The 24,006-nt window shown below is 35.5% G+C and carries 16 protein-coding genes; 10 read left to right on the top strand and 6 right to left on the bottom strand.

What is annotated here, in order from left to right:
* Window positions 1–15: 15 nt before the first annotated feature.
* The 3 genes from ACJJVN_RS14875 to ACJJVN_RS14865 form a co-directional block, all read right to left on the bottom strand.
* Window positions 16–969, bottom strand: a complete 954-nt coding sequence (locus ACJJVN_RS14875; protein WP_405379133.1) for a carbon-nitrogen hydrolase family protein — start codon at window positions 967–969, stop codon at window positions 16–18.
* Window positions 969–1,913: a geranylgeranylglycerol-phosphate geranylgeranyltransferase gene (locus tag ACJJVN_RS14870; protein ID WP_405379130.1), complete on the bottom strand. Its 945-nt coding sequence runs from the start codon at window positions 1,911–1,913 to the stop codon at window positions 969–971. Before ACJJVN_RS14870 ends, ACJJVN_RS14875 begins: the two co-directional genes overlap by 1 nt.
* Window positions 1,914–2,059: 146 nt before the next feature.
* On the bottom strand, window positions 2,060–8,806 hold the full coding sequence (locus ACJJVN_RS14865; RefSeq protein ID WP_405379128.1) for an MG2 domain-containing protein: 6,747 nt from the start codon (window positions 8,804–8,806) through the stop codon (window positions 2,060–2,062).
* Window positions 8,807–8,924: 118 nt separating this feature from the next.
* Here ACJJVN_RS14865 and ACJJVN_RS14860 point away from each other — a divergent pair, with 118 nt between their 5' ends.
* Together ACJJVN_RS14860 and murC are read left to right on the top strand one after the other, a co-directional pair.
* Window positions 8,925–9,680 (top strand): tetratricopeptide repeat protein, encoded by a 756-nt coding sequence (locus ACJJVN_RS14860; RefSeq protein ID WP_405379125.1) that lies wholly within the window; start codon window positions 8,925–8,927, stop codon window positions 9,678–9,680.
* 45 nt (window positions 9,681–9,725) lie between these two features.
* Window positions 9,726–11,078, top strand: a complete 1,353-nt coding sequence (murC, locus tag ACJJVN_RS14855; protein ID WP_405379122.1) for a UDP-N-acetylmuramate--L-alanine ligase — start codon at window positions 9,726–9,728, stop codon at window positions 11,076–11,078.
* Window positions 11,079–11,160: 82 nt separating this feature from the next.
* Here murC and ACJJVN_RS14850 read toward each other — a convergent pair whose 3' ends face one another.
* Window positions 11,161–14,112, bottom strand: a complete 2,952-nt coding sequence (locus ACJJVN_RS14850) for a S8 family serine peptidase (RefSeq protein WP_405379120.1) — start codon at window positions 14,110–14,112, stop codon at window positions 11,161–11,163.
* A 281-nt stretch (window positions 14,113–14,393) separates the two neighbouring features.
* Here ACJJVN_RS14850 and purH point away from each other — a divergent pair, with 281 nt between their 5' ends.
* Genes purH through ACJJVN_RS14810 form a run of 8 tightly spaced genes read left to right on the top strand, consistent with a single transcriptional unit; the run spans window position 14,394 to window position 23,166 of the window.
* Entirely contained in the window at window positions 14,394–15,941 is a 1,548-nt protein-coding gene (gene purH, locus ACJJVN_RS14845; protein ID WP_405379117.1) for a bifunctional phosphoribosylaminoimidazolecarboxamide formyltransferase/IMP cyclohydrolase, read from the top strand.
* 54 nt (window positions 15,942–15,995) lie between these two features.
* Window positions 15,996–17,030, top strand: a complete 1,035-nt coding sequence (locus ACJJVN_RS14840) for a rod shape-determining protein (RefSeq protein ID WP_104514616.1) — start codon at window positions 15,996–15,998, stop codon at window positions 17,028–17,030.
* 31 nt (window positions 17,031–17,061) lie between these two features.
* Entirely contained in the window at window positions 17,062–17,889 is an 828-nt protein-coding gene (mreC, locus tag ACJJVN_RS14835; protein ID WP_104514615.1) for a rod shape-determining protein MreC, read from the top strand.
* Window positions 17,882–18,391, top strand: a complete 510-nt coding sequence (locus ACJJVN_RS14830; RefSeq protein WP_245890628.1) for a hypothetical protein — start codon at window positions 17,882–17,884, stop codon at window positions 18,389–18,391. Before mreC ends, ACJJVN_RS14830 begins: the two co-directional genes overlap by 8 nt.
* Complete coding sequence (gene mrdA / locus ACJJVN_RS14825; RefSeq protein ID WP_405379114.1) at window positions 18,388–20,334, top strand: penicillin-binding protein 2; 1,947 nt, start codon at window positions 18,388–18,390, stop codon at window positions 20,332–20,334. The genes ACJJVN_RS14830 and mrdA overlap by 4 nt, the downstream gene beginning before the upstream one ends.
* 1 nt (window position 20,335) lies before the next feature.
* Window positions 20,336–21,613, top strand: coding sequence for a rod shape-determining protein RodA (gene rodA, locus ACJJVN_RS14820; RefSeq protein ID WP_405379111.1), 1,278 nt, complete (start codon window positions 20,336–20,338; stop codon window positions 21,611–21,613).
* A gap of 20 nt (window positions 21,614–21,633) precedes the next feature.
* Complete coding sequence (locus ACJJVN_RS14815; RefSeq protein WP_405379109.1) at window positions 21,634–22,461, top strand: hypothetical protein; 828 nt, start codon at window positions 21,634–21,636, stop codon at window positions 22,459–22,461.
* A 51-nt stretch (window positions 22,462–22,512) separates the two neighbouring features.
* On the top strand, window positions 22,513–23,166 hold the full coding sequence (locus ACJJVN_RS14810; protein WP_104514612.1) for an O-methyltransferase: 654 nt from the start codon (window positions 22,513–22,515) through the stop codon (window positions 23,164–23,166).
* Here ACJJVN_RS14810 and ACJJVN_RS14805 read toward each other — a convergent pair.
* A complete protein-coding gene (locus ACJJVN_RS14805; RefSeq protein ID WP_405369809.1) occupies window positions 23,149–23,721 on the bottom strand; it encodes a phosphatase PAP2 family protein in 573 nt (190 codons plus the stop codon). The two genes, ACJJVN_RS14810 and ACJJVN_RS14805, sit on opposite strands and share 18 nt — an antisense overlap.
* Window positions 23,722–23,997 (bottom strand): twin-arginine translocase TatA/TatE family subunit, encoded by a 276-nt coding sequence (locus ACJJVN_RS14800; RefSeq protein ID WP_211289264.1) that lies wholly within the window; start codon window positions 23,995–23,997, stop codon window positions 23,722–23,724.
* Window positions 23,998–24,006: the final 9 nt, after the last annotated feature.

Below are 24,006 nucleotides of genomic sequence, written 5' to 3'. Positions count from 1 at the left end.
TTATTTAAATCCTTATTAATTAGTAAACTTCACTGTACTTTGTCGTTCTCTATTCACATGTAGCTGGGTTACATCTGGACGAGAATAATGTCCTACGGCATCAAAATTTTGACGCTCTTCTAGCACTCTGTTATAATCTAACGTCGCATAGATAATTTCTTCTTTACCTATTTGCGGTTCTATAATCCACTCTCCATCCGGTCCAGCAATAGCGCTACCACCATTAGCCAGTACAGCAGGTGCATTATTAAGTAACTCTTCTAAGTGTGGTGTTCCTTCAGGAAAATCTTCCTTAAACATCATACTAGAAACTGATAAAACATAACAACGTCCCTCTCGAGCGATAAATCTAGTAATATCTTTTGTATTATGATCGCTTCCTGGCCAGCAAGCTACATGTAAATTTGTTCCTTGTGCATACATCGTAGCACGTGGCAACGGCATCCAGTTCTCCCAACAGTTTAAACCACTAACTGTAAAGTCCTTTAATTTATGCGTTACCAGGCCATTTCCATCTCCTGGAGACCAGGTTAATCTCTCATCATAGGTAGGTTGTAATTTTCTATGTACACTTTGAATAATTCCATTTTGATCTATGTAAACCATGCTCGCATACAGACTATGCCCACCTCGATCTTCTGGTCGTTCTATTATACCTATATAGATGGATATGTGTTCCGCTTTCGCGAAAGCGCAAATATCATCTAAATCTCCATTTTCTATACTAACTGCATTGAGAGCATAATGTCTATGCAACTCTTTTACTGCATCCTTATTCCACGCAGCGCCATCCATAAGAGCAAGCCAAAATGGATAACCAGGCAATAAACCTTCTCCAAAAACAACCAGTTCTGCCTTTTCATTAACCGCTTCTTGCAGCGTAGACATAACCTTTTCTAATGTCGCTTTTTTATCCAACCACACTGGTGATATTTGAGCAAGGGCTACTTTTATTTTTGAATTTTTCATTAGGTAAAAATGGTTTGTAATCGTTGTAAAATAGCCGGTAAATCGATCAATAATATCGAGAATACTCCAGCACCTATTATAATTTTGAGAATAAAATGAATCAACAAGTATTCTCTTTTACGTCTAGAAGACCATATTAATGGTAAACATACCAATAAGGCTCCTACTATCAAGGTAAAATAATATTCCATGTAACCTATTTCATAATAAGCTACTAATACGGTGATAGGTACGATAGTAAGAAATGTAAGTAATGTATAAAACTTCTTACTCATTTTTTCACCTAGAACAACTGGTATCGTTCTATAGTTTTGGGCAAGATCTCCTCTTAAATTTTCTAAATCTTTAATTAATTCTCGCATACCGATAATAAGAAAGAGAAAACCACCATGTACTAATATCACTGGATAAAAGTTCTTGTAATACATAAATAATACAAAAAACGGAGTCACAGCAAGCAATGCTGCCATTAAATTACCTAAAAAGAGAACACGTTTAAGTTTATGAGAATACAACCACATTGCAAAAATGTACAACGCAAAAAATAAACCTGCACGCCATGAAACGATGCAACCTAGAATAAAGGCAATACCATTTACCGTAAAGTAAACCGACCATAAAGTAGACCTGCTTATTTGGTTTTCTAACAAGGTTTTTTGAGGTCTATTAATTAAGTCTTTCTCGCGGTCATAAAAATTGTTGATAATATAACCACCTGCGATAGCAGCACTACTGGCTAGTACAATAAACCATAACTTATAATCTGACAAAATGGATTTTACAGTCAGATTAGGTGCAATAATAAAAATAGCAGCCAGCAATTGTGCAATAGCCACTATAGTCACATTATAAAGTCGCACACTAGAAAACAGACTCAAAGCCTTAACTATAAGCGTTCTAAAACTCTTATCAGCATTTAATTGATATGTCTGCTCCTTATTCACGTAGCTAATTTAACACATCGATCTTACATACTTAAAGTTTTAAGGAATCGTTATACAATCCTATCATAAATTACATTCTAATATATCAACAATAAAAAAGGTGCAGACATATTGCTGCACCTTTAAATTATAGGGTATAAAACAAATTATTCTTTTATAAATACTCGCTCTCCAGCACTATGCGCTGAGAATTCTGGCGAATACATATTTTCTATAGTGGTTATACCATTAGAAAAATTACCTGCGTTATTTGCTCGCACTTCATACTCAAAAACATAAGTTCCTTTTTTCAAATGATCAAAGAAAAAGTGAGTCGCAACATCTTTTGTACTTTGATAATAACCCAATCCATCTTGCCATTTATATTTTGAAATAACATCTACAGGTTCAAAACCACTGGCACGCATATCTTTTAAATGTATAAAATCCATATCATTTGCAGACTTGATCTCTAATCGCACCGTTATTAAATCACCTATTTCTAGCGCGTCTTGAGAAGTGATTTCTTTAAGTTCTTCGCCAGAATTATTACTCACCTTTTTGTACAATCTCTTTTTTACTGATAACGCTCCTTGATCATCTGTTGTGATTTTATCGAGATCTTCAAAATACTGCCAGTATAAACCACCATAACCAGTGACTTCTCCTTTATTCTTCACCTCTACTGTAGCGTGTTTATTTGTGATCTCTTCCTTATTCAACGAGATTTTAAAATAACCTGTTCCAGCTTCTACATTTGTTTTACTCAACTTATCTTCTGGCAGTGGTTTTCCTGCCCAAGTGATTTTATTATTCACCTCAACATCTGTCCATTTACCATTTTGTAGCAGCAGCGCATAGGTAGCATCGGCTGTGGCTTTTGTGGATTTCCATTGTGTGGTTCTTTTCTTTTTAAGTAACCATACTTGCAATTCTTCTACTGTTTTTGTGTCGCTCTCTATTTCAGAAAAAGCCTCGATAGCTAGTGCTTGCGTTTCTATATCACTGCGGTACCAGTACCAAGAATTTGTATTTTCTTTCCAGTACATTCCATTTTCATTATTTACAACCGCCGTTTGTCTTAATCCTTCTAAAATTTCTGAAGCTATTTTAGATTCTCCATTTCTATGCAATGCTATTGCCATTAATAATTGCGTGTATAAAGGTTGAGAGGCAAATTCTTTTTCCGCTTTCGCGAAAGCTAACTTCTTACCATCTTCTAATACCTTATTCATCTTTTTATCGAGAACCGACGACTCAAAACTACGTGCATATTGATAATGCCAGTAACTACTACCGAAGTTATATTTCTTTAAATCCTTACTATACCTAAGATAATCATTGAATCGTTGCACCCATGCACGATCTGTTGCTGCGATGGCATTTTTATACATGCGATCTGTTTGTGGTCTATCTGCATCATTAACACCTAATTTATTCAAATGACCTATTCCTGCAGCGATATGTCTAGTGATATACTCATTAGTATTCCCACCGCTGAACCATGGAAAACCACCTGAATCACCTTGTTTCTCTTCTAGTTTTGCCAGAGTTTTCTTTTTCTCACGAGCTGTTTTATCTAGGTCAAAAAGCACCGCAAGTCGCTGTTGTTTTTGTTCTTCACTTTGTGCGTCTCGCAACCATGGAGTATGAGCAAGAATCACTGATTTCAATTCTTCATTTTGTTCTAACTTACTCTTACTAGAACCGTTTGCAGCCCAACTATCAAAAACCTCTTTTACCCTAGGACTGCTATTTAAAATATGAGCAGCCATCGCGTTTGCATAATATCTAGAGAATGTTTGCTCTGCACATTCATGCTCATATTCCATTAAATACGGCAGTGATTTTATCGCATACCAGCTAGGATTAGAGGTATATTCAAACGTCATTTGATGGTTTTCTAGTGTTGTGGAAGTATTATTTTCTAATTTATCCATCACCACTTCTTCTGTCTGTCCAGCACGTACCCAAAGTGATCTAGACTCGGTAACCAGCATTCTATTAGTAAGTACTGGCAGGGTATTTTCTTCTCCATCAGAAAATTGATCTGACTTTGCAATGACACGATAAGTAACCGCTTGTGTACCTACTGGAATAACAAAAGTCCAGTTAACCGATGCGTTACCACCTTTTTCTGCACTGAAATTTTGTAATGCATTTGTGTTTTTCAACTCTTGATCTATAGGTTGCATGGTAAGCGCATCAAATAATTTTAAAGTGGCAACTCCTTCCATTTTTGCATCACTTAAATTGGCAATCTTAGTTGAGAATCTAATGGTGTCCGTTTCTCTTAAGAATCGCGGAGCGTTAGGTACAAGACTCAGCTCTTTTTGAGTCACGACCAGTTTTTCTAGATAAGCGGCTTCTGCTTTTTTATTATGCGCAAAGAGTCTTAATTTCCATTGGGTTAACATCTCTGGAGAAGTGAATGAAAATTTAAGATTACCTTTTTTATCTGTTTTTAATTCTGGTAAGAAAAAAGCGGTTTCTTTTAAATCCTTTCTTATTTGTACATTATTCAACGACATTTCTTGAAGTACTAGGTCATTTGCACTCACACCAGCTTTGGTCGAGATAATAATAACACCATTTGAACCACGGCTGCCATAAATAGCTGTTGCGTTCTCTCCTTTTAAAACGGCGGTCTCTTTAATTTGAGAAGCATCTAGGCTTTTAAAGAAATCTTCATCAACCGGCACACCATCTACTATTATTAAAGGCTCTTTATTTCCATTAATGGAAATAGCTCCTCTTAATTGAATAAGTGCAATTGCTCCTGGCTGCCCAGTAGCTGTTTGCACAGTTAAACCGGCTACCTGACCTTCTAGTCTTTGTATTACTTTGCCATTACTAAGAGTATCATATGCAATACCATTTGCTGTAACAATTGAGATTTTACCATCTGGTCGGAAAGCCCTTTGATAAGTATCACCTCGATAAGTGTTAAAATCATTAATTTTATCTGCAGATTCAGATGTTATCATGATAGAAGAAACGCTAGACATTGATTTTGTAGTAGTTCTATAAGCTGTTACCACCACCGTATCCAGACTAGCATCCATTAATGGACTTATCACATTTTGATTACCTACTAAAATTTCTACTGTATCATAACCGGAATAGGTAAAAACTAAAGTATCCTCTGGAGATGCTTTAATTTTGTATAATCCATCAAAATCAGTTGTAGCATTCTCCGCACTACCTTTAACAGAAACTACAGCTCCCAACAAACCTCCATCTGTATCTGTAACGCGACCAGTGATATAACCAGCAATAGGTTTTACTTTCTCATACTTAACTTCTATTCTAGCTTTGTAATTATTGTATTGATTTATATTTCCTGTAAAAGATAATCCAAAATATTTGAATTGGTCAAAATCCAGTTGCGGCATTTGCACCTGTCTATATGGAAAGTACAATCTAGTACTGCTTGTATTTAAGTAATTGATCTGACGATAAAAATCAGGCTCATAACCACTCTCATAAGTGTTAAAACTAAACCCATCCCAGTTCTTTACTGTAAATTCATCTAGACTTTTATCATACATACTGGCAAGCACCTCGCCATTCATACCATTACCCTTTTGATCTTTTATGGTAAACGACCACTCTTCTTCCATGCCTGGATAGAGTTTATTTCTAAAGGTATTGGTCTCTATATTAAAAACAGTTGCTGCTTTCTGGCTGCCTTGCGCCGTAAAAGTTTTACTGATGTACTTATTTTCTTTTTGCACAGAATACCTAAATTTAAGTAGGTTCTTAGCTGCATTTTTAAGCTTGTATTTTTTAGTTGTTTTTCCTTTAGGTAAAAATATTACTTCGTCCTTTTTAAGTCCTTTAAAGTCATAAGTTATAAGATTCATATAAACGCCATCCATAGAGGTAAAGTAGTTTACGGTCGCTACATTATCCTTTATCTGCAGGTCGTGTGATATGATCTCTGGATTTACAGGCAGTTGTTTATTTGCCCAAACCTCTACTTTATTAATTTCTTCTACATAATCTACCTCGTTATCTAGACTTTTACTTTTTCCTGTTTCCAAAGCTTTTACATAAACTACATAGTTGCCATTATCCCAGTTTTTTGTAATAGGTAATTCTACTGTAGTTAATGAATCTATAGTCAGGCGCTTCTTAAAAATAATGGGCGCCGTTTTATAATCTGCAGGTTTTTCACTCTCACGCAATTCTGCATAAGGGAATTTATCTCTATAGGTTTTATCATCGCTTTGATAGAATTCTGCATCAGGTAATCCAGATGGTATAATGACATGATCTGGTGTTTTAAGTTGTCTTATCTGTAATTCTACTTGCGCTTCTACCAGTTCTCCATTTAGATTTTTAACCGCTACTTTAACCTTATTATCATCTGTAGATAAGGTAGTAGCATTTAAAAGCGACACCTCTATACTTTGTTTCCCGACACGCACACTAGTACTAGCCGTTCTAGTCTCGCCATTTATATCTACCACCTCAGCATCTATTCTATAGGTGTAAATAGGGTGGAGATCTTTAGCTACTAGTGTAGAGTCTGCAAGGGCTTTAAATTTTATGGCATACTCTCCTTTATTATTAGTTACAAATTCTTCATCTGTTTCTAGATCATCACTATCAACGATTACTTGATCACCAGAATGATATCCAGAATATCGCCACCATGGCAATCTAGCAGATCTTGTTACTTTATAATGTACGTCGGCATCTGTGATGTTGGATCCTAGTAACGCTTTCGCGAAAGCGGTAACCACAACAGAGTCATTCATAGCATAAGATTCTTTTACCTTTTTAAAATCTACTTTAAAACGAGGTCTTTTATATTCTTCTACTTGAAATTTAGTTTCATTATCATAGTCGTCATTAAAATCATAAACATTATCCCAAAAATCAGATTCCTCGTCGCTATCTATCTCTATATAAAACTGACCGGTTAAGGTTTCTTTGGGCAGTGTGAACTCACCATGAAAACTACCATATTCATTAGTAGTTGCTGTTATCTCTTGGATTTCTTCGTCATTTGCATCATACACGGTTAATACAAACTCTTCATTAGGAACTACAAAAGATGTTTTTCCATCATTTGCTACCAAAATACTTTTATAATAAACCGTCTGTCCAGGTCTATAAATGGCACGATCTAGATAGGTATACGATTTTACAGTTACTTCAATTTCTTCTTCTACCTCTTCTTTTTTATCACTTTTTGTATAAAATCTATTGTAATAAGAATACACCTGATTCACAACAATATCGTCTCCAAAAACTGCTTTTAATGAATAACTACTATTTTTACCGTTAGAGTTTTGTAAAACAGCTTTTCCATCTCTATCTGTTATAGCAGTGGTTGTGTAATTAGAATTGAACTGAGATAGCTCTAGCTTTACATTCTTAAGAGGTTTTCCTGTTTTTTTATCTAGCACCTGGACAGCAATGGTGTTTCCTACACGTTTATTTAAAATAGACATTTGAGAAACGGTCATTAAACTAGCTGCAATATCCTGACTGTTATCGCTTTTAGTTTCTATCACCACTAGATAGGTGGCAGCATCTAACCCATCTACATTATATTGATAACTATGATCATAAGTATCCTGCGAAGACTCTAACTTTATGGTTTTAGAAAGAGCCACACGATTTTCTTTTTGCGCTGTTTTTAAAGTGACGCGATACAATGAATCTCTATCACCGCCTGAGCTTAAAAAATCATGCGCTACTTTAATGTAATGGATGGTAGCCTCATTAACATTTTTATATTGAATCACGCCACGATGCAATTCATTAGGCATTACCTGATCCTGATGCTGTATTCTTAAACTAGGCGTGTAAATACTAGACAGTAAGGAACTACATTTAATAGCTCCATAAGAATCTGGAAACTGCTCGATAGCCTTTTTTGAAATCGCAATTGCTAGATCACGATCTTCCTGGCGAGTACTTTTATCTTTATAATTGCTTTGCTCATAATGATATTGAGCCAGGTTATACATAACTATTGTACTTACCGCTTTACCTTTATAGGTCGCTAATAACTGTTCATGAATAGATTTGTATACTGGTAATTCCCTATTGGCGTTTAAAAAGCTTTTTTCATAGTCCAGTCGTTCTAATAAAATAGTCACATAAGCACCGTGGTCTTTTTTACTCTTATGCAAAGTTTCTAGCGTTGCATAAAGCTGTAACACATCATATTTAGAAAAAACGGTATCTCCTTTGGCTCTTTTTATTTCTCTTAAAGCATCTGTAGAGCGAAAAGCATTTTTATCTGTGATGACATAAGTTTCTTTAGGTCTAGTGATTGCATAATAACCTGTTTTATAAAAATCAAGTGCCTCTCTAGCTAGTAGATCTAATAAAGTAGGTCGCAATTCTCTACCTAATGGGCGCGCATTTAATACAGCGGCAAATTCTGAAACAGGTAGTTTACCTAATGCTTCTTTATCCTTTAAAGCTAGTTTATGATGTGTAGAAATCACATCATAGAATTTTTTAATATCCCAAGTTTCAAAATCATTTTCATCTACCGTTGCGCCAGCAGTGCGGCGTTGTAACTTCCAGCGATTCTGACTCACATAATCATTTAAAAGCTTTGCATAAATGGTGTGATACATATTTTTTTTAGGGAATTTTGCTCGATCTATAAGCTCAGATAACTCTGTTAAAACGAGTTGTTGCCCTTTCTCTTCTTTGATTAAATTAAATTTTGCTCTGAAGAGAAATGTTTTTACTAACTGGTCATCATCCTTTTTACGTTTTGCGTGTTTATAGATGTCGCGCACTATCCTTCTAGCATCTTCTACCCTATTCTCCACCTCTAGTTTCTCGACATTTTCCCACTTTGCAGTGTAATAGTCTTGTGCATATGACTGAAAGTTGCTTCCTAAAACTAACAGTATAAAGATTAAAAAATGTCTCATGGGCTTAGATTTGACCTAAAGGTACGTGGATATTCAAATAATAGAAACTAAGATTGAGTAAAAGTATCTTTTCATTGAGGGAAACGGCTTTTGGTTTACTTTTTGATATTTTTACCAAATGAAGAAGACATTTATTGCCCTACTCTTTTTAATGAGCACAGTTGCTTATGGTCAGTCCGCTTTCGCGAAAGCGGAACAATTATTCAAAGCAGAGAAATTTGACAAAGCACAAATTGCATTTACCAAATTATATGAACAAGACCATTCTGACCTAGACGTCATAGAACGATTAGGTGATATTGCTAGCCATCAAAATAATTTTGAAAAAGCTATGGGATATTATAAAAAGTTAATAGACAGCAATGCAAAAAGCGCCCGATATAACTTTAAATATGGCGGTGCAATGGGTTTATATGCCAAGAGCTCTTCAAAATTTAAAGCTCTAGGAATGCTAGACGACATTAAAAAACATTTAAAAAAAGCTGCAGAATTAGACCCTAAACATATAGAATCTAGGCATGCCTTATCTCAACTGTACTGTGAGTTGCCTGGAATAGTGGGTGGATCTATAAGTAAAAGCAGATCCTATGCAGACCAATTGATTAAAATATCGCCAGTAGATGGACATCTAGCACATGGTTATATAGATGAATATGAAGAAGAGTATGATGATGCTGTCGTATCTTATCAAAAAGCAGTAGACACTGGCGGTTCTTTACTCACCTATCGTAAACTAGCATCTATTTATCAACATAAATTAAACGACGATAAAAAAGCACTAGAGACACTGAAAAAAGCATCTCTTAAACATATAGACACACAACTTAAAGCAGATATACTTTCTTTAGAATCTAAGATAGAAATGGATGACTAAGTCATATATTTTACTAGCTTTATAAACTTACCAAATACACATATTATGCGCGTACATTTTATCGCGATAGGCGGCAGTGCCATGCACAATCTAGCTCTAGCCCTACATCATAAAGGCGACCATGTAACAGGAAGCGACGACACTATTTTTGAACCTAGTAAGTCCAGATTAGAAAAACACCATCTACTTCCAGAAGAATTCGGCTGGTTTCCAGAAAAGATAACCGCAGATTTAGATGCAGTTATTTTAGGAATGCATGCCAAAGAAGATAATCCTGAGTTATTAAAAGCTCAAAAATTAGGGATCAAAATTTATTCCTACCCAGAGTATTTGTATGAGCAATCTAAAAACAAAACTCGTGTGGTTATAGGCGGTTCTCATGGTAAAACCACCATTACTTCTATGATATTGCACGTGATGCATTACCATGAAAGAGAAGTGGACTATATGGTAGGTGCGCAACTAGAAGGATTTGAAACCATGGTACATCTAACAGACGAGAATGAATTTATGGTCTTAGAAGGTGATGAATATCTTTCTAGCCCTATAGATAGACGTCCTAAATTCCATTTATACCAACCTAATATCGCCTTGATATCTGGAATAGCTTGGGATCATATAAATGTATTTCCTACATGGGAAAATTATCTGAGTCAGTTTGAGCAGTTTGTAGAACTAATGAAAAATGGTAGTATTCTAGTTTATAATGAAGAGGACACAGCTGTTAAGGATATTGCAGAGGCAGCTACAAAGCCCACTAGAAAACATTCTTACACAGTACCCCAGCATCAAATAATCGATGGCACCACCTATTTAGACACTCCAGAAGGTGACATGCCTATAGAAATCTTTGGAGAACATAACTTGAGCAATCTAGCCGGCGCAAAATGGATATGCCAGCACATGGGAATAGATGAAGATGATTTCTATGAAGCGATTGCAACTTTTAAAGGTGCCTCAAAACGATTAGAAAAAGTAGCAGAGAGTAAAACAGCTGTTATTTATAAGGATTTTGCGCACTCACCAAGTAAAGTAGCCGCTACTACAGCAGCAGTTGCTACACAATATAAAGAACGTAAAACCATAGCCTGTCTAGAACTACACACATATTCTAGCCTTGATCCAAAATTTTTAGTTCAATATAAAAATGCACTCAACCCAGCAGATGTAGCTGTGGTATTTTATAGTCCACATGCGGTAGAGATTAAAAAACTTGCTCCTGTATCCAAAGAGCAAATCTTAGAGGCTTTTGATCGTGATGACTTGATAGTTATGACAGATCCTGCAGCATTCAAAGAATGGCTATTTAAACAGCAACTAGACCATAGCGCATTGCTATTAATGAGTAGTGGTAATTATGGAGGATTAGATTTTAAAGAACTGGCTGATTTAGTTTAAGGTTCTTTCTTTAAAAGTAAAAAACAAAAAAAATGCGATCCTTTTCAGGATCGCATTTTTTATATAAGATTATCTCAGATTATTATTTATTGATAATGATCTTTTCTACAGTTGAAGAAGCACCTCGTTGTACTTGTAATAAGTATAAACCGTTAGTAAGATTCTGAACATCTATCGTTTCATTTAAATTACCACTTAAATTCTTAACATCTCTAGTAAAGACTCTTCTACCATTAAGGTCAGAAATAGTTATTACAGCGTCACCACTATTAGTTGCATTTGCAGTACTTACAGTAAATACACCATTAGATGGATTAGGATATACAGCAAAATCAAGTTCTTCAATAGACTCGTTACTTAGAGTTTGTGGCTCTTCACAGAAAGTGATGCTCCATGCATTCAAAGTACCTAAATCTGCAGGGCCACGATCTGCAACACTAAGAGTCCAATCTCCATTAATAGATTCTCCATTAAAGTCTGATAAGTTACCTACTGGTTGAATAACACCTGTATAACCAGATAAACCTGTAGCGACATCACAAGTAAATGGACCTCCATTATCATCAAAGGTTACTAATAAGTTTTCCAAATCGCATCCTGAAGGAAATGCTAACAATACTGTAGTACCTGCAGGAGATGTCAATGTTATAAGTAGATCACCAGAATACTCATGTGTACTTCTTACAAATACAGAAATCTTACCTATATTAACATTGTTTGCTCTATTAATGCTCAAAACGCTCGTAATTCCTGTGGCGTTATCATCCGGTATACTTATAGGAGTAGGCACTGGTGCCATTATGTCTTCACAATCAAATGTGGTAAATGATCTGGTAACAAAAGTTCCTTGCCCGCAATCATTAATAGGCATTACTCTCCAATAATAAGTTAAAGAAGGAAATAATAAAGAAGGGTCAATTCTTAAGGAGGATTGATCTACTAACACATCTAAAACAGGTCTACCAAATGCAGGGTTTACAGCTATTTGAATTTGATATTGTTGTGCGTTAGGCTCATCATCCCAATCTAAAATTGCTGATGTATCGATAGTAGTAGCCTGATCAGCTGGAAAAACTAGGTTTACAGGACTAAAAGTATCGCTCATTATCCTTAACGTTAAATCTATACTTCTTGTTCTAGTCGGAGTCACAGCGTTAACCGTTAGATCATAAGTTCCAACAGGAGCAGCTCCTAAATTACTTAAATTTAGAGATAAACTTGCATTATTTGTAAAACTAGAATTACTAAAACTAGCAGTTACACCTGAAGGAAGGTTTACAAGGCTAAGAGTTGCTGTTTCATTAAAACTTTGGTCAGCTAAAAACTCAATTGGAAAGCTAGTTATTTGATCATTACATACTTCAATTATAGGTTGTGCAGAGGTTAAAGCATACACATTATTTAACCCTGTAACAACCAAGCTAAATTTCTGACTTCCACCTACTAAAGAACCTTTATGAGTAACCGTTATCGTATATTCACCAGTAGCGTTAGGAACTTCAACTCGTTCAACATTATCTACAATGTTATCACCAGTACCGCTAGAACTAGCTGTTACTAATTTCCATGGGTCAAAAACAGTACCATTTTGAGAAATCCTAACATCCAAATCATTAATTAAGGCTGGTGAGGTATCATTTGCACCACCTTGATTAACATTTCCAGCAACATCTGTCCAAGAAATAGAAGCCATTAATTTAGAAATATCATCAGATTTTACAACTAAAGTAAATGTATCTCCATCTTGTAATTCCTCTTCTATAATATTTGATCTTAATTTATCTTCACTAATCACATTTGCAGCTTCCATTGTATTTATCATTCCCCAACCCCAAAATGGATCTGGACCTACTGGACCAGCATCATCTGCAGTATGAAGAACGAGTCCTTTTAAAGTAGCTGCTCTCATAAATTCACCATTAAAATTTTTATAATGTTGCTGTAACAACAACATTGAACCTGTTACATTAGGGGCAGACATTGACGTTCCAGAAATAGAATTATAAGCACTGATTGAAGTATCAAAAGTAGAAAGTAATTGAGTTCCATTTCCCGTAATATCAGGTTTTATTCTTAAGTCATCTGTTGGGCCCTGACTACTACTAGCATTAATAAAAACAGAATTTAATGAACCATCTGTATTAATTACAGCATCTTGAGCGTTTGCAACAACCATTACATTTTTTGCTACAGAGTTAAACGAAAGTTTATCTAAATTCAAATTACCTTCTATTGGATTTCCATTTGAAGTATTATCTCCTCCATCGTTACCTGCAGAAAAAACAGGTAAATAATAAGGTGCATCAAATGCTATTTGATCTACATCTCTAGAATCAGTAATATACTTCCCGAACAAATCATCACCAATAGAACCTGCATTAACTCCGTAAGAGTGGTTACTTAAAAGAGCGCCATTTGAGGCAGCAATCGCCATTTCTGTAAAATCATTACTCCAATCGTTAGTAATAACATTTGCTTGAGGTGCCATACCTTTTGCAGCTGGATTAACTCCAGAAGCTGCGATAGTTCCAGAAACGTGTGTGGCATGAAAACTATTCCCATTACCTACTAACACATTATCTCCTACCTGAGCGCGTCCTACTGACGAATTATTAAACTCATTATGAGTAGTCAACACAGCTCCACCATCCCAAACGTAAGCAGTCATATTTTGACCTTCCACATTTAAACCTAAAGACCCACCATTGTGTAATCTATTAGCTCTAGAGCTATTTGCAGCATCTACGTTATGAATAGTATAATAAACCGGAGAGCCATCTTCAGCAATTCTCATTAACTGCTGAAAAGATCCATCTTTTGGGTTTTCAATAATCATCGGTACATTATTAGCCTTTGAATATTCTAAAGCTTGTTCTAGACCAATAGTGTTTTTTTGATCCAACTCGACTATTAATCTTTGAAGGCTTTCCTGATTGTTGTTTTTGATAATTTCAGCTTTTTCCTCCTTAGTTTGTGAGAAACACAAAGATGAGACCAATAGAGATGAAGCTAAAAGCAAGTTAATTTTTTTCATAATTTCGGATATAGGTTGCTAAAATATGGAAACATTATCTCTATTTCTGTGATAAAGAGATTTTTATTCTGTGACATTTAAACTATTCAAATGAAATACACAGAAAAATTCGTTAAAACATCGTAATACACACGTGCAGTCACTTACAAAGTTTTAAACTAACATTTAATTATTAAGAAAAATCTATAAAAGTTTAAAAACACTTCAATTAACACGCTCTTTAAATACATAAAACATTCTAAAGAATTACTTTTGCATTTTCCCACAAATAACCACACAACATGAGTCAAATCACTGCAAAAAGCGCCCTTATTTCCGTATTTAATAAAGACGGCTTGGGTCCTATCGTTAAAAAAATGAACGATCTAGGTATCACAATTTATTCTACAGGAGGAACTGAAAAATTCATTAAGGATCTCGGTATAGATGTTGTCCCAGTAGAGGATGTAACTTCTTACCCTTCTATTTTAGGTGGTCGTGTAAAAACATTACACCCTAAAGTTTTCGGAGGTATTCTTAACAGACGTGATCATGATGGTGATGTTGCTCAGTTAGCAGAATTTGAAATACCGCAAATCGATATCGTAATCGTAGATTTATATCCATTTGAAAAAACCGTAGCAAGCGGTGCTGCAGAACAAGATATTATTGAAAAAATAGACATAGGTGGTATTTCTTTGATACGTGCTGGTGCAAAGAACTTTAAAGACACTCTTTGTGTAGGTACGGTAGATGATTATTCTAAATTACTAGAAGTTCTAGAATCAGGAGATGGAGTTACTACCATCGAACAGCGTAAAGAATTTGCAACAAGCTGTTTTAACGTTTCATCTCATTACGACAGTGCTATATATAATTACTTTTCTGGCGACTCTCCAGAAAAAGCATTAAAATTAAGTGAGCAACACGTTATGCCATTGCGTTATGGAGAAAACCCACACCAGCGTGGATGGTTCTATGGGAACTTTGACGAGATGTTTATTAAACATCACGGTAAAGCACTTTCTTATAACAACCTACTCGATGTAGATGCTGCTGTAAATTTAATTAGTGAATTTGAGAATGACGCACCTACATTTGGTGTATTTAAACATAACAATGCTTGTGGTGTCGCACAACGTGAGACAGTACTTGAGGCGTATGTAGATGCACTTGCTGGAGATCCTGTATCGGCATTCGGTGGTGTTTTAATTTCTAATGTTGAGATCGATGCTGCAACGGCAACAGAAATTCACAAATTATTCTGTGAAGTTGTAATTGCTCCATCATTTACTAGCGATGCACTAGAAATTTTAAAAGGGAAGAAAAACAGAATCATGTTAGAGCTTGTTGATGGTGCGCTTTCGCGAAAGCGAGATACCAACAAACTAGAAGTACGCGCTTCATTAAATGGTTATCTGGTTCAAGATCCTAATCTTAAAACAGATCAAAAAGAAGACTTAAAGACAGCAACTACTCTTGCTCCTACCGATGCTCAAATAGAAGATTTACTATTTGCCTCTAAATTATGTAAACATACTAAGTCTAACACTATTGTACTTGCAAAGAACAAACAATTATGTGCTAGTGGTACAGGACAAACATCTCGAGTAGACGCATTAAACCAGGCTATCCATAAAGCACAGTCTTTTAAATTTGACCTAGAAGGTTCTGTTATGGCTAGTGATGCGTTTTTTCCATTCCCAGACTGTGTAGAAATAGCTGATAATGCAGGGATTAACGCAGTGATACAACCAGGCGGATCAATAAAAGACCAACTTTCTATAGATTATTGCAATAAAAATAACATTGCGATGGTTTTCACTGGGACGAGGCATTTTAAACACTAGATTTGTAGTAGCTTTGCAAAGCCCTAATTATTAACGTTTTTCCACTCATCATTTATGGGATTTTTCGATTTTCTTACAGAGGATATTGCCATCGACCTAGGTACGGCAAATACACTTATTGTCCACAACGGTAAAGTAGTTGTAGACAGTCCATCTATAGTAGCAAGAGACAGAACCACAGGCAAGATTATTGCCGTAGGTAAAGAAGCTGCTATGATGCAAGGGAAAACTCATGAAAACATTAAAACAATTAGACCACTTAAGGATGGTGTAATTGCAGATTTTGATGCGAGTGAAAAAATGATCTCTATGTTTATAAAAGAGATCCCTGCATTGAAAAAGAAGTGGTTTGCCCCTTCTTTACGTATGGTTATTTGTATCCCTTCTGGAATTACAGAAGTAGAGATGAGAGCTGTAAAAGACAGTGCAGAAAGGGTTAATGGTAAAGAAGTTTACTTAATACACGAGCCTATGGCAGCTGCCATAGGTATAGGTGTAGATATCATGCAACCTAAAGGAAACATGATCGTAGATATAGGTGGTGGTACTACTGAAATCGCCGTTATTGCTCTAGGAGGTATCGTATGTGATAAATCGGTAAAAATTGCAGGTGATGTTTTTACTAACGACATAGTTTATTACATGCGTACTCAACATAACCTTTATGTAGGGGAACGCACAGCAGAAAAAATTAAAATACAAATAGGCGCTGCTACTGAAGATCTTGAGGTGCCACCAGAAGAAATGAGCGTTCAAGGACGTGACCTTTTAACTGGTAAACCTAAAGAAGTAAAAATAGGATATAGAGAAATAGCTAAAGCGCTAGATAAATCTATTTTACGCGTGGAAGATGCGGTTATGGAAACACTATCACAAACTCCTCCAGAACTTGCAGCAGATATTTACAACACCGGTATCTACCTAGCTGGTGGTGGTTCTATGTTACGTGGTCTAGATAAACGTTTATCACAAAAAACAGATCTGCCTGTTTATATAGCTGAAGATCCTTTAAGAGCCGTAGTACGTGGTACTGGTCTTACTCTTAAGAATCTAGACAAATACAAAAGTGTACTAGCAAATAAGTACTAAAACCTTATTCTTAATATATTGAAGTAATCGCATGCAACAAATTATCAATTTTCTGATCAAGTACAGAAACTTGTTGTTGTATCTATTTTTAATGGTTATCGCACTCAGTTTCACTATACAGAGTCATGATTACCATCGCAATACAGCAATTCACTCTACAGGATACTTAACAGGTAATGTTTTAAGTACAAAAACTGGTATTTATGACTATTTTGATTTAGATGATCAAAATAAAAAACTGAGCACTGAGAATGCTATGTTGAGAATGAAACTGTTAGAGATAAGCGACACCCTATTAGGTGAAGAATCTACCTTTTTATTTACAGATAATATTCCTTATAAAGTATTTCCTGCACGAGTAATGAAAAATGATTTCTATAAATCTGATAATTTTATTACCATAGATATAGGAAGTGATCAAGGTATTGAATCTGACATGGGTGTTATATGCCCTACAGGTATTGTGGGCGTAGTAGATCGCAGTAGTGATCAATTTTCTAGAGTAATTTCAATTTTGAATTCACAAATTTCCTTAAACGCACAGATTAAAGGAACCGCAACTATAGGCTCCTTAAAATGGGATGGTAATAATCCTTATACGATGAGCTTAGAAGACGTTCCAAGACTTGCCAAAGTAAATAAAGGAGACACTATAATTACAGGAAAACAATCCACCACCTTTCCACCTGATATTTTAATAGGTGTTATAAAAGATGCAGAGTTAACTGAAAATGGCTCTAGGTATAAAATAAATGTAGAGCTATTCAATGATATGACTAATCTAGATTATGTCAATGTTATCAAGAATAGAGACAAAGCAGCTTTACAGGTAATAGATACACTAGGCACTAATGAATAGTACTCTTTTAAATAACGTGCTTCGATTTGTAGGATTACTTATTCTGCAAATATTTCTATTGGATCAAATTAATTTTTTGGGCTATATCAACCCTATGGTTTATATATTGTTCATCATTCTATACCCTGTAGATAACAATAGATGGTCTTTTATGTTCATAGCGTTTGCGCTAGGAATCCTTCTAGACACTTTTCAAAATACAGGAGGCGCACATGCTGCGGCTTGTTTAACTCTAGCCTTTGTTAGACCTGTGTTTTTAAAGCTAGTTTATGGAGAAAGTTATTTAATGAAAAATCTTAAAATAATAAGAACCCCTATAGACAGATTATTACTATTATCAGTACTATCGGTTATCACACATCACTTAATTTTCTTTAGTCTAGTAATTTTTAACACTTCTCAAATACTCTACACATTGAAGCTCACGTTGAGCGTGGGTATTGCTACCATACTTATAGCAAGTCTGTTTTTAATAATTTTCAAACCTAAAGTCAAATCATGAAAAAGTTACTGCTTTTTTCTATTGTCACCCTAGTCGGACTGACCTTTATAGGTAGAATGATTTATTTACAAGTCGTGATATCTGAAGAGTTAAAGCTAGAAGCAGAAAACAACTCTGTAAAAACGGTTTATGATTATCCTGAACGTGGTTTTATATATGATCGCAATGGAGAACTAATGGTCGCAAATCAGGTAGCTTATGATGTAATGGTTATTCCCAAAGAAACTGGAGATTTTGATTTAAATAAACTAGCTGGTTTACTTAAAATGGATGAGTCTCGATTAGAAAAAAAATTAAAAACGGCTAGAATCTGGTCCACAAAACAAGCTAGTGTTATTTTACCGCAACTTACACAAGCAGAGTACGCACCTTTACAAGAACAGCTTAGAAAATTTCCTGGATTTTACATTCAAAGACGCTCTTTACGCAAGTATCAAGTAGATCATAGCGCAAGTGTTTTGGGCTATATTAGAGAAGTGAATCAAGGTAAAATTAATGAAGATGACTACTATGTTCAAGGAGATCTTGCCGGAAAAAGTGGCATAGAACTCCAGTATGAAAAAGAGTTAAGAGGTGAAAAAGGATATAAAAAATACACTAGAGATCATTACGGTAGGGCCATAGAATCTTATAAAAATGGATCTAGCGATCTTGCTCCTATTGCTGGAACTGACCTTACGGTTACACTAGATAAAGAACTCCAAGAATACGCTGAAAAATTAATGATTAACAAGCGCGGTGGCATAGTCGCTATAGAACCTAAAACAGGTGAAATATTATCCTTAGTCACAGCACCTAATTACGATCCAAGCTTACTCATGGGGCGTGACCGTTCTAAAAACATCAACGCTATACTACGAGACACCGTTAGATTACCAGATGTTAATCGAGTATTACAAGGCCAGTACGCTCCAGGATCTCCTTTTAAAGTCATCAATGCTTTAATAGGCTTACAAGAAGGAGTCACAACACCACAAGAACGTTTTAGATGCAATCATGGTTATGACTATGGAGGTAGAAAAAAAATGGCATGTCATTCTCATGCTAGTCCATTAGCGATGAGTAAAGGTATAGCCGAAAGTTGTAACGCTTACTTTGCTCAAGTGTACAGAAGAATTATTGAAAAAGGAGAAACCTCTTCTCAAGGTATGGATACTTGGCATGATCATGTGACCAGCTTTGGACTAGGTAATTACTTAGGCTATGACTTACCGGTAGGCCAACCAGGTAGAATTCCTGATGGAGAATATTACACATCTAGATATAAATACAAGTGGTATGCTCCTACCACAATTTCAAATGCTATAGGTCAAGGTGAAGTTGCTGTAACACCTATACAACTAGCAAACATGACAGCAGCTATAGCAAATAGAGGATACTTCTACACTCCACACATCATTAAAAAAATGAATGGTGAACCCATAGATAATCCTAAATACACTACAAAAAACTTCACCACCATAGATGCAAAACATTTTGAACCTGTAATAGAAGGAATGAATGAGGTGTATAATTCTGGAACAGCAAAATATGTGAAAATTCCAGAAATAGAGATTTGTGGTAAAACTGGTACAGTAGAAAATTTTGCTAAAGTAAACGGAGTTCGTAAACAGCAAACTGACCATTCTGTTTTTATCGCATTTGCTCCTAAAGACGATCCTAAAATTGCCATCGCGGTTTTTATAGAAAATGGATATTGGGGTTCTAGATATGCTGCAAAAATAGCTAGTCTTCTCATTGAAAAACACATCAAAGGAGAAATCACCAGAACAGACCTAGAAGACTACCTTATGTCACATAGTCTTGAATATGAATATGCAAAAAAATTAGGGAAAGAACCTTACAACATCAATGTAGCAGTAGATCAAGGCCTTATTACCGATGAGAAAGAAAGAAAACTACACCAACTAGTAGACAGTCTTAATCTTAAAATATTAAAATAAGATGGGGATAGGTGATAGACCCAAATATGACATAGCAGCCATATTAATATATACTGCATTAGTTTTTATAGGACTTTTTAGCATCTACAGTGCTGCTCCAGTATTAGAATACACCTCGATCACCGACATTAATCAAGTGTATGGAAAACAATTTTTATTTATAGGGGTTTGCGCCTTACTAATCATCATTATTCTAGCCATAGAAGTTAAGTTCTACGAGAAATTTGCAGGACTTATCTATGTAGTTTCCATGCTATCTCTAGCTGGTTTGTATATTTTCGGTAAAGAAGTAAATGGTGCCGTCTCTTGGTATCCTATAGGTTCATTCACCTTTCAGCCTAGTGAGTTTGCAAAGTTTGCTACCGCACTTGCCGTTGCAAAATTTCTGAGTCAGCTCAACGTTTCTCTAAAAAATGTTAGGGATTTTATGATAGTCGCAGGTATTATAGCACTTCCTGCCCTACTCATTGTGCCGCAACCAGACCCTGGTAGTGCATTAATCTACACTGCCTTTTTCTTTGCATTGCATCGTGAAGGTTTGTCCTTATGGTATCTTAGTTTAGGAATTATCGCTTTAGCTTTATTCTTAGCAGCATTAGTGATCAATATATGGTGGATCATTTTAATAATAGTAGTGGTAGTAGCAATTATATATTTGCTTTCGCGAAAGCGGAAACACAACAAACGTCTTCCTAAACCAAGAATATATCTATATGTAATTGCTACTTTCATATGCATTGCTTACACCCTATCTACTAGTTACATTTTTAACAACATACTAGAAGACAGACACAGAAACCGAATTGATATCGTATTGGGTAGAGTACAAGATGATGCTGGTATAGGATATAACATTAATCAGAGCATGATTGCAATAGGAAATGGTGGCTGGGCAGGAAAACCACTAGAAGAAGCCACACAAACTAGAGGTGGCTATGTACCAGAACAGCATACAGATTTCGTTTTTAGCGCTATAGGAGAGGTTTCTGGATTATTAGGTACATCGATCACCATTTTATTATTTATGTTCTTAATCTATCGCATAATTATCATGGCAGAGCGTCAGCGCAACCAGTTTGCACGTATTTATGGTTATGGAGTAGCAGGAATATTTTTCCTTCACTTTTTTGTTAACGTAGGTATGGTAATAGGTTTACTACCTACCGTAGGGATTCCATTACCATTTATGAGTTATGGCGGTAGTGGGCTCATGGGCTTTACCATTTTATTATTTATCTTTATAAAACTAGATGCCCATAGAATGAGCTATGATCATTAACTTAACACAAAAACTATCTTTTGAAATACTTAAAAATCCTATTACACCTATGTATTGTTATCGCTCTTACATTGGTTACCCAAGTAGGTGGTATGATTTGGATAGTAGTTTTCGGATACTTTAAATACAGAAAATCACTTTGGAATAAGAGAAAACGAATACTTAGTTTCTCGGTAATCTATTTGTTATGCGTGTTTTTCATAGTACCTATTCTAGCACCACTTAATAACAGAAGAGCACTACCAGTATTTAACGATCATATTGCACCTCATAACTTAGGCTATGTCTTATTGTGTCGCAATTATGTGCACAACGACTTGTACTCTTTTATGGACTTTCATTCTGAAAATTATTATTTAGGTATATCTGGGCAAAAAATGATTTATTTAGATGCAGGTTTCCCTTTTATAGATGGTTTTCCATTATTACCACATTTAAGTCATAATGACGGACGTAAAATAGACATCGCATTTGCCTATCAAACTAGTAAAGGTGAGGCAACAGATTCTAATCCTTCACTTCTAGGTTATGGTGTTTATGTCGAGCCGCTCGATAATCGCATTACTCAAACCCAAAAATGCAAAGACGCGGGCTACTGGCAATACGATTATGCCAAATATTTAGGAATCAATATCAATAAAGATCTAGAAATAGATGGAGGTTTAACAAAATACATGATTATAGACCTGATGGACATGTTACCACCAGAAAAGATTTTTATAGAACCACACTTAATACCTAGACTAGAACTAGATCAAATTAAGCCATACATGAAAGGCATCATAAGATACCACGGTTGCCATGCCGTAAGACATGATGATCATATTCATATTCAAATATCAAAATAGGCCTAATCATTACATTCTTAGTTCGTAATTTTACAATTCTAAATTATACCCATGTTTTTCTTACCCAAAGATCTAGATAATTACATCGTCGCACACTCTGAAGACGAGCCACAAATTCTACAAGATCTTGCGAGAGAAACCTATCAAAAAGTATTACAACCTATCATGCTTTCTGGACCTTATCAAGGCCGTGTACTAAGTATGATTTCTCATTTAAAAACACCTCAACGTGTTCTTGAGATAGGCACTTTTACCGGTTACTCTGCACTTTGCATTGCCGAGGGTATGCCTAATAATAGCGAGCTTATCACTATAGATATTAATGAAGAACTAGAAGAACTTGCTGCTGGATACTTTGCACGCTTTCGCGAAAGCGGAACCAACAACATAAACATAAATCAAAAAATAGGCGATGCGATAGAAATAATCCCACAACTAGAAGGGACTTTTGATTTAATTTTCATCGATGCAGATAAACCTAATTATGTAAATTACTTTCACCAGATTATGGAAAAGGTACATTCAGGAACCTTAATCATATCGGACAATGTTTTATGGCACGGGAAAGTCGTAGAAAATGTAAATAGCAAGGACAAATCTACCCCTGTACTATTAGAATATAACAAGTTGCTAAAGGAGGACCCAAGACTACAAACTGTGCTTCTATCTGTTAGAGACGGTCTTACTTTAAGTCGTGTGTTGTAATCTACTAGCTATCTTAAAAAAGATAAGAGAACACAACCAGCCTAGCAATATACCGACTAGCATTCCTACGGTAATATCTGCCGGATAATGAACACCTACAAAGATTCTAGAAAGCGCAAAGGTTGTGGGCCAGATGTAAAATAGGAAAATCCATTTACTCATTCCTTTTGATCGCAATGCTAGGACAACAAACGTGGTTACCGCAAAACTTACGGCACTATGACCAGACCAGAAACTAAAGTTACCTGGTTTTAATAATATCTGTATACTGTCCATAAGTACAGGCTCATTATTAGGACGTAATCGTTCTACTCCATTCTTAACAAGATTAGTCAGGCTTAAAGTTATAAAAACTACTAGTGGAACAGCTGTCATGGCAATAAAACTGACAGGTTTTTTAAAACTTTTAAAAAGTAAAAAAAAGAAGAAAATGTAGAGTAAAAACCAGTTTTCTATGTGAGTAACAAATAACCAAAAGCTTTTAAATTTACCTATAGCAAGTCCATTGATCCATCTAAAAATGTCCTGATCTACCTCTACAATAGATTGCCACATCTAGAACTTGCGTTTGATAGATCCAGAGTCTTCTATTTGATCTTTTACTTGCTCGATCTGTTTAGTGATTTCTTTTACGTCTTTAGTAAAACCGTGCTCGTCTGCACTTTTTGTAATTTCATTTTTAATGTCGTCAGTAGCGTTGCGTACCGTCTTCATAGCCTTACCTAAGCCGCGAGCAATTTCTGGCAACTTATCAGAACCGAAAACCAATATCACTACTAGGCCTACGATCATAAGCTCTGGTGTACTGATAAATAGTGGAATCATTTTCATAGTGCAAAT

It is taken from the genome of Nonlabens sp. Asnod3-A02, from assembly GCF_045063755.1.
Classification (GTDB): Bacteria; Bacteroidota; Bacteroidia; order Flavobacteriales; family Flavobacteriaceae; genus Nonlabens; species Nonlabens xylanidelens.
This window is presented reverse-complemented; position numbering and strand designations above follow the sequence as displayed.

Coding starts and splice junctions, on each gene's coding strand:
- ACJJVN_RS14805 (WP_405369809.1), bottom strand. CDS start 23,721: ATGTGGCAATCTATTGTAGAGGTAGATCAGGACATTTTTAGATGGATC.
- mreC (WP_104514615.1), top strand. CDS start 17,062: ATGCAACAAATTATCAATTTTCTGATCAAGTACAGAAACTTGTTGTTG.
- ACJJVN_RS14810 (WP_104514612.1), top strand. CDS start 22,513: ATGTTTTTCTTACCCAAAGATCTAGATAATTACATCGTCGCACACTCT.
- ACJJVN_RS14875 (WP_405379133.1), bottom strand. CDS start 969: ATGAAAAATTCAAAAATAAAAGTAGCCCTTGCTCAAATATCACCAGTG.
- ACJJVN_RS14865 (WP_405379128.1), bottom strand. CDS start 8,806: ATGAGACATTTTTTAATCTTTATACTGTTAGTTTTAGGAAGCAACTTT.
- murC (WP_405379122.1), top strand. CDS start 9,726: ATGCGCGTACATTTTATCGCGATAGGCGGCAGTGCCATGCACAATCTA.
- purH (WP_405379117.1), top strand. CDS start 14,394: ATGAGTCAAATCACTGCAAAAAGCGCCCTTATTTCCGTATTTAATAAA.
- rodA (WP_405379111.1), top strand. CDS start 20,336: ATGGGGATAGGTGATAGACCCAAATATGACATAGCAGCCATATTAATA.
- mrdA (WP_405379114.1), top strand. CDS start 18,388: ATGAAAAAGTTACTGCTTTTTTCTATTGTCACCCTAGTCGGACTGACC.
- ACJJVN_RS14830 (WP_245890628.1), top strand. CDS start 17,882: ATGAATAGTACTCTTTTAAATAACGTGCTTCGATTTGTAGGATTACTT.
- ACJJVN_RS14800 (WP_211289264.1), bottom strand. CDS start 23,997: ATGAAAATGATTCCACTATTTATCAGTACACCAGAGCTTATGATCGTA.
- ACJJVN_RS14860 (WP_405379125.1), top strand. CDS start 8,925: ATGAAGAAGACATTTATTGCCCTACTCTTTTTAATGAGCACAGTTGCT.
- ACJJVN_RS14840 (WP_104514616.1), top strand. CDS start 15,996: ATGGGATTTTTCGATTTTCTTACAGAGGATATTGCCATCGACCTAGGT.
- ACJJVN_RS14850 (WP_405379120.1), bottom strand. CDS start 14,112: ATGAAAAAAATTAACTTGCTTTTAGCTTCATCTCTATTGGTCTCATCT.